The organism is Rhizobium sp. BK196 (genome assembly GCF_014193255.1).
GTDB lineage: Bacteria > Pseudomonadota > Alphaproteobacteria > Rhizobiales > Rhizobiaceae > Rhizobium.
Map to the genome: position 1 here is coordinate 740,749 of NZ_JACHZB010000001.1, position 13,835 is coordinate 754,583.

Sequence of the window (13,835 nt, forward strand, 5' to 3'; positions counted from 1 at the left end):
CCAATTACTGATACAAACCATTGTCGATGATAGGCTTCAGCCGGCTTTCGCCGACTGAAGCGCGTGAAGAATTTCCTTCAGCATTATCTGCGGCCTGTAACGCAGCCAGCTCGGCGTCAGTCCCATGCGGACGAAGACCAGGTTGGCCGAGGGAACGATCGCGACCGTCTGACCGTCATGACCCTGCAGCCAGAATGTATCCTGCGGCAGGCCGAACTCAGCGCTCGTGCCGCCGCCCGGCCCTGCAAGCCAGGCTTGGCCTTGCGTATATTGGCCGCCCGAGCTTGCTGTCGGCGTCCGCATCATCGCAACGAAGCCCTCGGGTAGAAGCCTCTGCCCGTTCCACACGCCATCTTGCAGCAGGAACTGGCCGAACCGCGCCCAGTCATGCCCTGTGGCATAGAGATAGGAACTGCCGGCAAACGTACCGTGCTCATCTGCTTCGAAAACGGCGCTCGTCATGCCGAGCGGAGAAAACAGCGCATCGCGGGGATAATCGAAGGCCGCCCGCGGATCGCCGACCTTGTCCATCCAAATACGGGACAGAAGCAAGGCCGTACCGCTGGAATAATGGAAATCCGTACCCGGCACCGCGACGAGAGGCGCGCGCGCCGGCAGGGAAACCATGTCAGGATCGAGATAGAGCATGCGTGTCACATCCGCGACGGCACCATAATCCTCGTTGAAGGCGAGTCCGCTTTCCATGCCGAGCAAGTCGGAGAGCTTGATGTCGCCGCGCGGATCATTCACCCATTGCGGCAGGAGATGCGTGTCATCGAAGGAGATCTTGCCCGACAGCATCAGCCGGCCAATCAGCGCCGCATTGACGGTCTTCGTCATCGACCACCCAACCAGCGGCGTGGCGACGTTGAAGCCCGGCCCATAGCTTTCGGCAATGATGCGGCCGTCCTGCACGACAACCATCGCGCGCATGGCAGGCCCGGCAAGCTTGGCATCGGCAAGAAAGGCCGCAACCTTGGCGTTGACCGCCGCCGGATCGACCCCTTCGCCGTCCGGCCAGACCGCGTCGTTTTCAGCCACCTGCGGCGCCGGCATCAGCGGCGCGGCCCTTGCGGCGGCATCGAAATCGCCATCAGGCACGCTCGTGCAGCCGAGAGCGCCGCGATAAAGCGCGTAGCTCGGTGCAAACAGGCCCATGAAACGCGAGGTCACCCGCCCGCCGTCACGATCGACCTCGACGCGCATCAGTCTGAGCAACGGGTTTCCAGGCGCTTGGACATCGTCATAAAGCACGGCGTCGGGATCGCGGCCGGCGATGAAGACATTGGAGCAGACGATCTTGGCGGCATAGCCGTTGCCAACCTTCAGGAGCTCCGGCGGGCTTATGGAGAGCCACGCGGCTGCGCCTACGACAACGAGAATGACGAGCAGGGCCAAGCCCTTGACGATACGCAGAACAACTCGCATGCAATCCTCCACGGAACGGAGAGAAGCAGGAAACGTGGCTGGCGAAAAGAGAGAAGCGAAAAGAAGCGCCTCAATCGACTTCAAATTTTGCGGAGGTCTTCGCCGGCTTCTGCGGAAAGCTTAGCCCACAGGGCTCGTCATCAAACTGTAGCAGAGGCGCGTTACACGCCCTGAACGCTAAAAGGGTGACAGACTCATGTCGGAATTTGCACCGGATACCGGCTTCCGCAAGAACCGGAAACTCAAGACAGCGCTTCTCCGCCACAAGGCTTTTTCCAAGGACGGCTTCTCCGAGCGTCTCTTCGGCCTTCTCTTCTCCGGTCTCGTCTACCCGCAGATATGGGAAGACCCGGATCTCGACATGCAGGCGATGGAACTGAAGCCCAATCACCGTATCGTCACGATCGGTTCCGGCGGCTGCAACATGCTGGCCTACCTTTCAAAGGCGCCGGCTTCGATCGACGTGGTGGACCTCAATCCACACCACATCGCCCTGAACAGGCTGAAGCTTGCCGCTTTCAAGAACCTGCCAAGCCATTCCGATCTCGTGCGCTTCCTGGCGATGCCGAACGAGAAATCGAACAGCCGGGTTTTCGACCGCTATCTTTCGTCCAATCTCGATGAAACGACCCGCGCTTACTGGAACACCCGCAAGTTCGGCCGCCGGCGCGTCACTGTTTTTGACCGCAATATCTATGAAACCGGCCTGCTCGGCCGCTTCATCGGCGCCGCTCATCTTCTTGCCCGCCTGCATGGCGTGAAGCTGCAGGAAATGACCAAGGCCCGCACGATCCGCGAGCAGCGCCAGTTTTTCGATGATCAGATCGCTCCCCTCTTCGAAAAGCCGGTCGTTCGCTGGATCACCAACCGCAAGAGCTCGCTTTTCGGTCTTGGCATTCCGCCGCAGCAATATGACGAGCTGGCAAGCCTTGCCGCCGACAATTCGATCGCACCGGTTCTCAAGCACCGCCTGGAAAAGCTCGCCTGCCATTTCCCGATGCGCGACAATTATTTCGCCTGGCAGGCTTTTGCGCGCCGCTACGCCGACGGCGACGAAGGTCCGCTGCCGACCTATTTGAAGCCGGAGCACTATGAAGTGATCCGCGCCAACGTCGACCGCGTTAACGTCCACCACGCAAGCTTTACCGAGCTTCTGGCTGACGAGCCCGCCGCATCGCGCGACCGTTACATCCTGCTCGATGCGCAGGACTGGATGACCGATAAGCAGCTCAACGATGTCTGGCGCGAGATCACCCGCACCGCGCGCGAAGGCGCCCGGGTGATCTTCCGTACGGCAGCCGAAAAGAGCATCATCGAAGGCCGCCTCGCCCATGAAATTCGCGACCAGTGGCACTATTTCGAAGAGCAGTCGCGTGAAATGACCACCCAGGACCGCTCGGCGATTTACGGCGGCTTCCACATTTACGGGAAGAAGGCGTGAGCGAAGCCAGAGAGATGACCGTCAAGAGCGAAGAACATGCCGATCTGATGGACGGCATGTACCGCTACCAGCGCCATTTCTACGACCTTACCCGCAAATACTATCTACTTGGGCGCGACCGCACGATCCGCAACCTCGACGTTCCCCAGGGCGGCACGCTGCTCGAAGTCGGCTGCGGCACGGGCCGCAACATGGCGCTTGCACACAAGCACTTCCCGGCCGCCAAGCTCTACGGCCTCGACATTTCCCAGGAAATGCTGATTTCGGCCCGTAAGACCTTCGCCACCAAGGCGACGATCCCGGACTTTCGCGTCGCGGACGCCACAGCCTATACGCCGCGCGAATTTGGAACTGTCGGGTTCGACCGCATCCTCATTTCCTACGCGCTGTCGATGATCCCGGATTGGGAACGAGCAGTGGATGCGTCGATTGCCGCACTCAATCCCGGCGGCCAACTCCACATCGTCGATTTCGGCCAGCAGGAAGGCTTGCCCGTCTGGTTCCGCAAACTTCTGCAGGCTTGGCTTGCCAAATTCCATGTCACGCCGCGCGCCAATCTGCGAGAGGTTTTGGAAGCCCAAGTCATTGAAAACAGCGCAAGATTGTCATTCGAAACGATCGGCGGCGGTTACGCCTGGCGGGCGGCGATTATCAGCAAGCGCTCATAATTCGCTTGTAAATAACGATTTTTTTACGTTGATATCAGAAAAGAGGGTTATTCCCTCTGCTGGGCGCGTGTTTTCGAAGGTCAGGCTGTGGGGCAGATCCATCATCACGACGGAATATCTATGCGTCGGCTTCTGTTTTGCGTCCTGCCGCTTGCCCTGATGCTCGCCGGTTGCAGCTCCACGGGTTATGATTATCTCGAAACTGCTTCGATAAAGCAAAAGACCCGCTTCAAGGATACCGATCCTCAGGATTTCGGCCCCAAGCGCCCGCAGCAAAACGCCATCCATGGCATCGACATCTCCAAATGGCAGGGCGATATCGACTGGCAGACGGTGCGCAAGTCGGGCGTAGCCTTTGCCTTCATCAAGGCGACCGAAGGAAAGGATCGGGTCGATCCGCGCTTTGACGAATATTGGCGAGAAGCAGCCTCCGCCGGCATTCCGCATGCACCCTATCACTTCTATTATTTCTGCTCTTCTGCCGACGAGCAGGCCGACTGGTTCATCCGCAACGTTCCCAAGGAATCCATGCGCCTGCCGCCGGTCCTGGATGTGGAATGGAATGCAGAATCGAAGACCTGCCGCTTCCGCCCCGACCCGGCGACGGTCCGCTCCGAAATGCAGCGCTTCATGGATCGCCTGGAAGCCTATTACGGCAAGCGGCCGATCATCTACACTTCGGTCGATTTCCACCGCGACAATCTCGCCGGCTACTTCCAGGACTATCATTTCTGGGTCCGCTCGACTGCCAAACATCCTGATGTGACCTATGCCGACCGCCGCTGGGCCTTCTGGCAGTACACGTCGACGGGCGTCATTCCGGGCATTCACGGGCCGACGGATATCAATGTCTTCGCAGGCTCTGCAAAAAACTGGAACAACTGGGTGGCTGACGTTTCCAAGGATAGAAATTCTTAGTAACGTGCCCTAATCTTTCTTGCTTCCGTCACATTGCTTTGAGAAAGCGACGGAATTCCATGTGATTTTACGAGGATCGTTTCATGCACCGCTCGCTTAAAGGCCGCTCTGCACTTGCCCTTCTGTTTGCCTGCGCCCTTGCAACAGGCGCTGCCGCCCAGCAGGCTCCGGATGCCGCAGCTTCGGCCCCAGCAGCCCCCTGCGGCGGCGATCTCTCCGCGTTTCTTCAGGGCGTCAAGAAAGATGCGATTGCAGCAGGCGCGAGTGCTGAAGCAGCAGACCAAGCGCTCGCCGGCGCTGAGATCGATCCCAAGGTCCTGAGCCGCGACCGTGCCCAGGGCGTCTTCCGCCAAACTTTTCTGGAATTCTCGCAGCGCACCGTCAGCCAGGCCCGCCTCGACATTGGCCGCCAAAAGATGAAGCAATATGCCGATGTCTTCGCCCGCGCCGAGCAGGAATTCGGTGTCCCCGCCGGCGTCATCACCGCCTTCTGGGCGATGGAAACAGATTTCGGCGCCGTACAGGGCGATTTCAACACGCGCAACGCGCTGGTGACGCTCTCCCATGACTGCCGCCGCCCGGAACTCTTCCGCCCGCAGCTGATCGCCCTCATCGAGATGGTGCAGCATGGCGACCTCGACCCGCAGACCAACACTGGTGCCTGGGCCGGTGAAATCGGCCAGGTGCAGATGCTGCCGCGCGATATCATCGCCTATGGCATGGATGGCGACGGCGACGGCCATGTGCGCCTCAAGCAGAGCGGCCCGGACGCGATCCTGACGGCTGCCAAGTTCATCCAGCATCTCGGTTTCGAGCGCGGCCAGCCCTGGCTGCAGGAAGTCACCGTGCCAGATAACCTGCCCTGGGAAAAGTCGGGCCTCGGCGGCACGATGACGGCAGGCGAATGGTTCAACCTCGGCGTCAAGCCCCGCGACGGCAACACCGCCTTCGCCAATCTCGAAGGCGATCTCGTGCTGCCGCAGGGCCGCCTCGGACCGGCCTTCATCGCCTATCCCAACTTCAAGATCTATCTCGAATGGAACAAGTCGTTCATCTATACGACCTCCGCCGCCTATTTCGCGACGCGACTCTCTGGCGCTCCGACCTATCAGAAGGGCACGCCTGAGCAGGGCCTTTCCAACGACGAGATGAAACAGCTGCAGACGAAGCTCGACTCGCATGGCCACGATGTCGGCGAGATCGACGGCATCCTCGGCTCCGGCACCCGTATCGCGATCCAGAAGGAACAGCTCCGCCTTGGTATGCCGGCCGACGGCTGGGCGACCCCTGCCCTGCTCAACGCTCTGTGATCCCTTACAATTGCCGTTTCGCTACCCGGCCGCATGAATCGGGTGGCGCCTCCCCGCCGATTGGTTAAACCTGCCGGCAAATGAGAGGATCGGCATGGAACAGAGAATGAGCGCATTGACCTGGGGGCTTCTTGCCCTCCTCGGTCTGATCTGGGGCGGCTCCTTCTTCTTCGCGCGCATCGCCGTTGCCGAGGTGCCGCCGCTTACCCTCGTCTTCCTGCGCCTCTCAATCGCAGCCCTTGCGCTGCATATCTACATCGCCGGCCGCTTCGGCATCTATCCGCTGCTGAAGAGGCGATGGCGTGAATTCCTCATTCTCGGCATCCTCAACAATGCCCTGCCCCATGCGCTGATCTTCTTCGGTCAGACGCGCATCGGCGCGGGCCTTGCCTCCATCCTCAACGCCACGGCGCCGATCTGGACGGTGCTGATCGCCAATTATTTGACATCGGACGAAAAACTTTCCTCGGCGAAGATCATTGGCTGCCTCACGGGCCTTCTCGGCACAGTCGTCCTCGTCGGCCCGAGCATTACCAGTAGTCACGACCAGCCCCTCTGGGCGCTCCTCCTGCCCGTCATCGCCGCTGTCTCCTATGGATTTGCGGCGACCTACGGCAAACGGTTCAAGGGCGTGGTGCCACCCGTGATCGCCGCCGGTCAGATGACGGCATCCTCGCTCGTGGCCCTGCCGCTGTCGCTCATCATCGACCGCCCCTGGGCGATTGCCATGCCGTCAATCGATTCCATTGCAGCCATTCTGGCAATTGCCGTACTGTCCACCGCCTTCGGCTATATTCTCTATTTTCGTATTATGGCGGCGGCAGGCGCGACCAACACCTCGCTGGTGACGTTGCTCGTTCCGCCGAGTGCGATCCTGCTTGGCTTCCTCTTTCTCGGCGAGCGGCTGGAAATGACTGACATTGCCGGCATGGCGCTGATCGGCGCTGGGCTCGTCATACTCGACGGCCGCCTTTATCGCCGCTCACGCGCCATAGCCTGAAAGGATTATGCTGCAACGCGCCATTCTTCCACCAAAAGCATGAATCCACACTATCGGTTTGTAACGAATCGTTAAATTTTGAGAGCGAGATTTTCTAAATATATTTCAGTGGCTTGGAGCCTTGCTGAAAGACTTGTCCACCGGCCTCTTCGGCAGCGCAGCACAAGAAGCGCTTCCCAACTAACACATTTCCGACATATTATTAGCAGGTTAACGCGAGGAGGCAGACATGGGACTTACGCAATCCTTGAATGTCCTGTTGGTCAGTGCAGCGTTCGCTTTCGTCTTGTCCATGCTCTTCATTTGAGCCCAGGCAAAGCGTAAAGACTGAAATACCGAACTCCTGAAACAATCAGCCCCAGCTATTGAAAAGCGCATGTCCCCGCCGGACATGCGCTTTTCCCTTGTCTATGGAACGGTAGGATCAGGCGGCCGCACCGGCACTTCTGGCTGTCTGGCGCGAGAAGCCGAGATTATCGAGAACGGCCGAGACCAGCGGCGCGCGGTTCATCGTATAAAGATGGAATTCGTGCAGACCTCGGCGGACGAGATCTTCGATCTGCTCGGCTGCAACATCAGCGGCGATCTTTGCTCGCTCCTCCGGCTTGTCTTCATATCCGGCAAAGCGCTCATCGAGAAAGGACGGGATGACCGTGCCGCAGGCGCCGGCAAAGCGCTTAAGCTGCGTCAGGTTCTGGATCGGCATGATGCCCGGCACAACAGGGATCCTGACACCGGCGGCACGCACCTTTTCGAGATAGCGCTCGAAATTGTCGTTATCGAAGAAAAACTGTGTCAGCGCGCGGTCCGCACCGTTGTCCGCCTTGCGCTTCAGCATGTCGATATCAGCCGCCTGGTCGCGGCTTTCTGGATGCTTTTCCGGATAGGCCGAGACGGAGATCTCGAAATCGCCGATCTCCTTGAGGCCGGCAACCAGTTCAGCGGCGTTGGCGTAACCGCCCGGATGCGGCTGGTATGGCGCACCGACGCCGCCAGGCGCATCACCGCGCAGCGCGACGAAATGCGTGACGCCTGCATTCCGGAAGCTGTCGACCACCTGATGCGTCTCCTCCTTCGTGGCGCTGACGCAGGTCAGATGCGAGGCGGTGGCAAACGGCGTGTCGGCCAGGAAGCGGGTGACTGTCGAGAGCGTCGGCGCCTTCGTGGTGCCGCCGGCGCCATAGGTCACCGAAACGAATTCCGGGTTCCAGTCCTGCAGATCGCGGACAGTGTCCCAGAGCTGGCCCTCCATCTCCTGGGACTTCGGCGGGAAGAACTCGAAGGAGAATATGATATCGCGGCGGGGGGCGTCGTTCTTTTTCTGGGGCATTTATTCTCTCCCGGCAAATGTAGGTACAGCGCCTTCGCTCTCCAGCGAAGCCATGAGGCGCCTCGGATCACGTGCGAGCCAGACGGTGACCGTGAGGCCCTTCTCGCCCTGCTGACCCGGATGAAGGTCGACGACCTGCTCTATATCGAGCCCGGCCCTGCGCACCCAGTCCGACATGGCCTGATGCGAAAAGCCGAGACGGACATGGGCATGTTCGTCGCGAAGATATTCGAGATTGTGCGGCGCCAGATCGATGACAACAAGACGCCCGCCCGGCCGCAGCATGCGCGCGGCCTCGGTAATGGCGATTTCAGGCTGATCGAAGAAGTGCAGCACTTGATGGATCGTCACCAGATCGAAGTCCTGCCCCTCGAACGGCAGGTTCAGGATATCGGCATGTCGCACCGACGCCGTCGTAATATGGGCCTTGTCGAGATTGGCGCGCGCAACACTCAGCATGTCGCGGCTGGCATCCACGCCGATCGCCCGGCGATAACGGCCGGCGAGAAGCTCCAGCATACGGCCGGTGCCGGTGCCGAGGTCGAGCAGGGAATCGATTGGGTTGGCGCCAAGCAGCTTGATGACGGCGGCATCCACCTCCTCGTCTGCGGCATGAAGGCGGCGGAGCTCGTCCCATTCGGCGGCGTTGCGGCTGAAATAGGCCTGGGCGCGTTCAGCGCGCTGGCGCTTGACGGAAGCCAGGCGCTCGCCGTCGCGCTGCACGACCGGATCATTTTCGGAGACATGCTTCAGCAGATTTCGCACGAGCGCCGCAGCCTTGCCTTCATGCGCGAGCCGGAAATAGGCCCAGGCACCCTCCTGATAGCGGTCGATCAGTTCCGCCTCACCAAGCAGCTTCAGGTGCCGGGAGATGCGGGGCTGGGATTGGCCGAGAATTTCGGTAAGATCGGTCACAGTGAGATCACCAGCCGCCAGCAGCGCCAGCAGCCGCAGGCGCGTCGGCTCGCCGGCCGCCTTCAAGACGTCCACCAGCGCATCCAATCCAAGCCTCAAGGGTTCACCCATATCCTACCCAATCAAGATATAAAGATATCTTTATGTGATTTGGATAGCTGAGGCAAGCGACATTTTACTGATTTGCGAACTTGCCTGTGGTGATAACGACAGCAAACATCGAAAAGCCCCGGACCAGCCGGGGCTTCGAAAGGTATATCAAACCAGTTAGCGCGTCAGGCGCTTATGAGCTTGGCTGCCCGGGTTCAGCGCATCGGGGCCGAGGCGGCGGATCTTGTCCTGCTCGTAATCCTCGAAGTTGCCTTCGAACCATTCGACATGACCCTCGCCTTCGAAAGCGAGGATGTGGGTGGCCAAACGGTCGAGGAACATGCGATCGTGGCTGATGATGATGGCGCAGCCGGCGAAATTTTCCAGCGCGCTCTCGAGCGCACCCAGCGTTTCCGTATCAAGGTCATTGGTCGGTTCGTCGAGCAGCAGAACGTTGCCGCCGGCCTTCAGCATCTTGGCAAGGTGAACGCGATTTCGCTGACCACCCGAAAGGTTGCCGACCTTCTGCTGCTGATCGCCGCCCTTGAAGTTGAAGGCGCCGCAATAAGCGCGCGAGTTCATGTCGAACTTGCCGAGCTTGATGACTTCGGCGCCGCCGGAGATTTCTTCCCAGACGGTCTTGTTGCCGTCGAGTGCATCGCGGCTCTGGTCGACATATCCGAGATGCACGGTCTCGCCGATACGAATCGAGCCACTGTCGGGCTTTTCCTGACCGGTGATCATCTTGAACAGTGTCGTCTTGCCGGCGCCGTTCGGGCCGATGATGCCGACGATGCCGCCCGGCGGCAGCTTGATAGACAGATCGTTGATCAGCGTGCGGCCTTCAAAGCCCTTGGTGATGCCTTCCATCTCGATGACCACCTGGCCGAGGCGCTCGCTGACCGGGATGATGATCTGCGCGTCACCAGGACGCTGCTTCTCGGCAGCCTCGACCAGCTGTTCGTAGGACTTGATACGCGCCTTGGACTTGGCCTGACGGGCTTTCGGGCTGGAAGCGATCCATTCCTGTTCGCGGCTGATCGCCTTCTGACGGCCGGCTTCTTCGCGGTTTTCCTGCAGCATGCGCTTGGCCTTCGCCTGCAGGTAGGCCGAATAGTTGCCTTCGTAAGGAATGCCGCGGCCGCGGTCGAGCTCGAGGATCCAGCCGGTGACGTTATCCAGGAAGTAGCGATCGTGGGTGATCATCATCACGGCGCCTGGATAGTCGCGCAGGTGCTTTTCGAGCCAGGCGATGGTTTCGGCGTCCAGATGGTTGGTCGGTTCGTCGAGCAGCAGCAGGTCGGGCTGCGACAGAAGCAGGCGGCAGAGCGCGATACGACGGCGCTCACCACCCGACAGTGTCGTGACATCGGCGTCGCGCGGTGGGCAGCGCAGCGCTTCCATCGCCATCTCGACCTGGCTTTCCAGATCCCATAGGTTCTGGCTGTCGATGATGTCCTGAAGCTTCGCGCCCTCTTCCGCCGTCTCGTCGGAATAGTTCATCATCAACTCGTTGTACCGGTCGACGATTGCCGTCTTGGAGGCAACGCCTTCCATAACGTTCTCGAACACCGTCTTTTTGGGATCGAGTTTTGGTTCCTGTTCCAGGTAGCCAACTGTCGCACCCTCAGCGAGCCAGGCTTCGCCGGTATACTCCTTGTCCTGGCCGGCGATGATGCGCAGCACGGTGGACTTACCGGCGCCGTTCGGACCCAGGATACCAATCTTGGCATCGGGATAGAAAGAAAGGTGGATATTCTCGAGGATCTTCTTATTGCCATAGGCCTTGTTGAGGCCGGACATATGATAGATGAACTGGCGTGCCATGCTGGGATGCTCCGGACGGAAACTTGAAATCGTGGCCGCTATGTAGGCGAAACCACGCCCGCGGGCAACGCCGAAACCCTGTTTCGTCAGGATTTCGGCATGTTTCCGTCAGAAGCCGGCGGCATCCACAATGCCTTCGTCGCAGCCGAAGGACGTCTGCCCTGCCCCTTGGATGAGGCCACCGAGGCCCTTCTCCTTCGCTTGAGCCGAAACGGCATCCTGCGAAAGCCCGATCGTCAGTTCACTGATCACGCGCTTGTTGCCGACGCGCCGGCAGCTCATCTTCACACGGTCACTGGCGCCAGCGCCGAAGCTCTTGTCGAACGCCGCCTTGATCGCATCTGATTTCAGCGTCTTGCCAACATTGGCGGCAAAGAGGTCGCGCACGGCCGAAGCATTGAGATCGCCCATAAGATAAATGGCGGTGGCGAAATAGTCGTCCGCGCTCATCTTCGTGCAGGTACCGTGCTTGATCCATTCATGCCGCTCGAGCGCCGATTGCGTCCCAGGCATCGCCTTGTCGAGCGCGCTCTTCGTCTCGGTCGAGAGGGTCACCGCCGGCAGGCTCGTCCATTGGCCGTCCTTGTCGGCGGTTTTCTGGTCGGCAGGTACGCCGCAATAATCCTGCCGCATCGGCCACAGGCCATGGAGAGAAAAGTTGGTGGCGTCATAGCGCTCGCCGCTCTGGCTGGCACACTCCGCCTTCTTCTGATTGGTCTGGCAGAACGCTGGCTGCCAGCTCGCCGCAAGAATGAAGCGTGTGCGCCCGCTTTCCTGCGCGGATACGGAACCGGCGGCAGATAACGAGAGGAATAGGATGGAAATCGACAGGAAAAGCTTGCTCATAAACAGCCCCGACAAAAGAACATTACAGGAACAAACAAGCACGAAGCCAACGATTTCGCAACCCTGAATCGCGAAGAAAATCAATTTTCGCATGTATGCCGGACCAGGAAATATTGCATTGCTCGGGTATCTGGTCTTTTTGGGCGCAGGAGGAAGGCATGGTTTTCGAGACATTGCGGCTTCAAAGCGCGGAAGCTTCGCTTGCCTATCATCACCAGCGTCCAGAGGGGCGCGCGCGGGCTATCCTGATGATTTCGCACGGGCTTGCCGAGCATTCCCGCCGCTATCAGCGCTTTGCTGAAGCCATGGCGGCAGGAGGTTATCACGTCTATGTGCATGATCATCGCGGCCATGGCGAGACAACCGCAGCCGATGCGCCGCTCGGCCGCTTCGCGAGACGGGACGGCATCGACCGTGTCATCAACGATATCGCTGCCATGCACGACTTTGCCACGACCCGCGACCCCGGCCTGCCCGTCATCCTGTTCGGCCATTCGATGGGCGGCCTGATCGCACTCAATGCCGCCGCCGAACTTCCCGGCCGGTTCGCAGCCCTTGCCGTCTGGAATTCGAACTTCGCGGTTGGTCTTTCCGGCCGCGTCGCACAGGCGATCCTGCTTGCCGAGCGCATGCTGAAAGGCTCCGATGTGCCGAGCGACATGCTGCCGAGGCTGACATTTTCCGCCTGGGGCAAATCCATTCCCGATCACCGGACGGGATTCGACTGGCTGTCACACGATCCGGATAAGGTCGATGCCTATATTGCCGATCCGCTCTGTGGCTTCGATGCGTCCATATCGCTCTGGCTCGATGTCTTCGCCCTCACCTTTCGCGGTATCGAGAAAGGGCGGCTCGATATTCTGCCGAAGGACATGCCGATCCATCTGTGCGGCGGTGGCAAGGACCCGGCAACCATCAATGGAAAAGCCGTGCTGTGGTTGTCAAAGCGTTTGAAAAGCCAAGGCTTCTCCCGTATCAGCACCCAGATATATCAGGACATGCGGCATGAAACGCTGAACGAGATCGGCGCGGAAGCGGCAATTGCGGATTTCGCCCACTGGTGCGATGAAGCGATCCGCACGGTCCGGAGCAAAAGGACCCTGAGATGACGAGCACGACTTCCACACGCCATCCCGCTGCCTCCGAGGTGACGCTCGGCCTGCTTTTCATGCTGCTCTCGGTGCTGATCTCGCCGCTGATCGACATCTTCTCGAAGCTCGCGACGGCAACGATCTCGTCGACGGAAGTCGCCGGCTTCCGTTTCGTCATCCAGTCGCTGACCATGCTGCCTTTCGTATTTCTGCGTGGCGCCAGAATCCGGCTTTCGCTGAAGCAGAGCTGCTATCATGCCATCCGCGGTGCGATGGTCACCACGTCGATGATCTGCTTCGTCACGACGCTGAAGGTCATGGCGGTTGCCGATGCGATCGCCATCTTCTTCGTCGAGCCGATCATCCTGACGATCCTTGGCAGCATCTTTCTGAAGGAAACCATCGGCTGGCGGCGCTACAGCGCCTGCGCCGTCGGTTTCCTGGGCGCCATGCTGATTATCCAGCCCAGCTTTGAAGAGGTCGGCTATATTGCCCTGCTGCCCGTCGTCAGCGCCTTCTGCATCGCCGTCTTCGCGCTGATGACGCGGGTGCTCTCGCATCGGGAGGATCCCTGGGCCATGCAGTTCCAGACCGGCCTCTGGGGCATCTTCTTCTGCGCCGTCATCCTGTTCTTCGGCTACGGCAGCGGCTCCGATATCATCGATACGGTAATGCCCGATCTTCCGGCCTTCGGCTACCTGCTCGGTACGGGCATTGCCGCTGCAATAACAGGCATTCTCGCGGCTTACGCCTATCGCGCCGCCCCGGCCTCGACGCTGGCACCATTGCAATATCTTGAAATCGTCTCAGCCACCGTCTTCGCCTGGCTGGTCTTCGCCGATTTCCCTGATGCGTTGAAATGGCTCGGCATCCTCATCGTCATCGCGTCGGGCCTCTATATCATCTGGCGTGAGCGGCGCTTTGCTTCCAAACCCGTATCCGATACATCTGAGGCAACGCGGGCGCCCTAA

Annotated in this window: 12 protein-coding genes; 7 read left to right on the forward strand and 5 right to left on the reverse strand. The window is 59.9% G+C overall.

Annotated features, from left to right (window positions below; genetic code table 11):
- Nucleotides 1-36 precede the first annotated feature (36 nt).
- Nucleotides 37-1,428: a serine hydrolase gene (locus tag FHT78_RS03920; RefSeq protein ID WP_183740797.1), complete on the reverse strand. Its 1,392-nt coding sequence runs from the start codon at nucleotides 1,426-1,428 to the stop codon at nucleotides 37-39.
- 196 nt (nucleotides 1,429-1,624) lie between these two features.
- Between FHT78_RS03920 and FHT78_RS03925 the strand changes: the two genes are divergently transcribed.
- The 5 genes from FHT78_RS03925 to FHT78_RS03945 all read left to right on the forward strand — a co-directional run bounded on the left by FHT78_RS03925 (nucleotide 1,625) and on the right by FHT78_RS03945 (nucleotide 6,765).
- On the forward strand, nucleotides 1,625-2,869 hold the full coding sequence (locus FHT78_RS03925) for a DUF3419 family protein (RefSeq protein ID WP_183740800.1): 1,245 nt from the start codon (nucleotides 1,625-1,627) through the stop codon (nucleotides 2,867-2,869).
- Between the two features lie 14 nt (nucleotides 2,870-2,883).
- Nucleotides 2,884-3,537 carry a class I SAM-dependent methyltransferase gene (locus FHT78_RS03930; protein WP_183741836.1) on the forward strand — a complete coding sequence of 218 codons (654 nt, stop codon included), beginning with the start codon at nucleotides 2,884-2,886 and terminating at the stop codon, nucleotides 3,535-3,537.
- 120 nt (nucleotides 3,538-3,657) lie between these two features.
- A complete protein-coding gene (locus tag FHT78_RS03935; RefSeq protein WP_183740803.1) occupies nucleotides 3,658-4,455 on the forward strand; it encodes a GH25 family lysozyme in 798 nt (265 codons plus the stop codon).
- An 83-nt stretch (nucleotides 4,456-4,538) separates the two neighbouring features.
- Nucleotides 4,539-5,765 carry a lytic murein transglycosylase gene (locus tag FHT78_RS03940; protein ID WP_183740806.1) on the forward strand — a complete coding sequence of 409 codons (1,227 nt, stop codon included), beginning with the start codon at nucleotides 4,539-4,541 and terminating at the stop codon, nucleotides 5,763-5,765.
- Nucleotides 5,766-5,859: 94 nt separating this feature from the next.
- Nucleotides 5,860-6,765 carry a DMT family transporter gene (locus FHT78_RS03945; RefSeq protein WP_183740809.1) on the forward strand — a complete coding sequence of 302 codons (906 nt, stop codon included), beginning with the start codon at nucleotides 5,860-5,862 and terminating at the stop codon, nucleotides 6,763-6,765.
- Nucleotides 6,766-7,189: 424 nt separating this feature from the next.
- Here the strand turns inward: FHT78_RS03945 and metF are convergent, their stop codons facing one another.
- The 4 genes from metF to FHT78_RS03965 form a co-directional block, all read right to left on the reverse strand.
- Nucleotides 7,190-8,095, reverse strand: a complete 906-nt coding sequence (metF, locus tag FHT78_RS03950; protein ID WP_183740811.1) for a methylenetetrahydrofolate reductase [NAD(P)H] — start codon at nucleotides 8,093-8,095, stop codon at nucleotides 7,190-7,192.
- Entirely contained in the window at nucleotides 8,096-9,121 is a 1,026-nt protein-coding gene (locus FHT78_RS03955; RefSeq protein ID WP_183740813.1) for a metalloregulator ArsR/SmtB family transcription factor, read from the reverse strand. It abuts the gene before it with no gap.
- 156 nt (nucleotides 9,122-9,277) lie between these two features.
- Entirely contained in the window at nucleotides 9,278-10,927 is a 1,650-nt protein-coding gene (gene ettA / locus FHT78_RS03960; RefSeq protein ID WP_183740815.1) for an energy-dependent translational throttle protein EttA, read from the reverse strand.
- Nucleotides 10,928-11,035: 108 nt separating this feature from the next.
- Nucleotides 11,036-11,773 (reverse strand): ribonuclease, encoded by a 738-nt coding sequence (locus FHT78_RS03965; protein WP_183740817.1) that lies wholly within the window; start codon nucleotides 11,771-11,773, stop codon nucleotides 11,036-11,038.
- A 158-nt stretch (nucleotides 11,774-11,931) separates the two neighbouring features.
- On the opposite strand from FHT78_RS03965, the gene FHT78_RS03970 reads away from it, so the two are divergent.
- Together FHT78_RS03970 and FHT78_RS03975 are read left to right on the forward strand one after the other, a co-directional pair.
- Entirely contained in the window at nucleotides 11,932-12,882 is a 951-nt protein-coding gene (locus FHT78_RS03970; protein WP_183740819.1) for an alpha/beta hydrolase, read from the forward strand.
- A complete protein-coding gene (locus FHT78_RS03975) occupies nucleotides 12,879-13,835 on the forward strand; it encodes a DMT family transporter (protein WP_183740821.1) in 957 nt (318 codons plus the stop codon). The genes FHT78_RS03970 and FHT78_RS03975 overlap by 4 nt, the downstream gene beginning before the upstream one ends.

Excerpts from the sequence above, each read along its gene's own strand:
- FHT78_RS03935 (WP_183740803.1), top strand. The coding sequence starts at position 3,658 with ATGCGTCGGCTTCTGTTTTGCGTCCTGCCGCTTGCCCTGATGCTCGCC.
- FHT78_RS03920 (WP_183740797.1), bottom strand. The coding sequence starts at position 1,428 with ATGCGAGTTGTTCTGCGTATCGTCAAGGGCTTGGCCCTGCTCGTCATT.
- metF (WP_183740811.1), bottom strand. The coding sequence starts at position 8,095 with ATGCCCCAGAAAAAGAACGACGCCCCCCGCCGCGATATCATATTCTCC.
- ettA (WP_183740815.1), bottom strand. The coding sequence starts at position 10,927 with ATGGCACGCCAGTTCATCTATCATATGTCCGGCCTCAACAAGGCCTAT.
- FHT78_RS03945 (WP_183740809.1), top strand. The coding sequence starts at position 5,860 with ATGGAACAGAGAATGAGCGCATTGACCTGGGGGCTTCTTGCCCTCCTC.
- FHT78_RS03965 (WP_183740817.1), bottom strand. The coding sequence starts at position 11,773 with ATGAGCAAGCTTTTCCTGTCGATTTCCATCCTATTCCTCTCGTTATCT.
- FHT78_RS03940 (WP_183740806.1), top strand. The coding sequence starts at position 4,539 with ATGCACCGCTCGCTTAAAGGCCGCTCTGCACTTGCCCTTCTGTTTGCC.
- FHT78_RS03925 (WP_183740800.1), top strand. The coding sequence starts at position 1,625 with ATGTCGGAATTTGCACCGGATACCGGCTTCCGCAAGAACCGGAAACTC.
- FHT78_RS03975 (WP_183740821.1), top strand. The coding sequence starts at position 12,879 with ATGACGAGCACGACTTCCACACGCCATCCCGCTGCCTCCGAGGTGACG.
- FHT78_RS03970 (WP_183740819.1), top strand. The coding sequence starts at position 11,932 with ATGGTTTTCGAGACATTGCGGCTTCAAAGCGCGGAAGCTTCGCTTGCC.
- FHT78_RS03955 (WP_183740813.1), bottom strand. The coding sequence starts at position 9,121 with ATGGGTGAACCCTTGAGGCTTGGATTGGATGCGCTGGTGGACGTCTTG.
- FHT78_RS03930 (WP_183741836.1), top strand. The coding sequence starts at position 2,884 with ATGACCGTCAAGAGCGAAGAACATGCCGATCTGATGGACGGCATGTAC.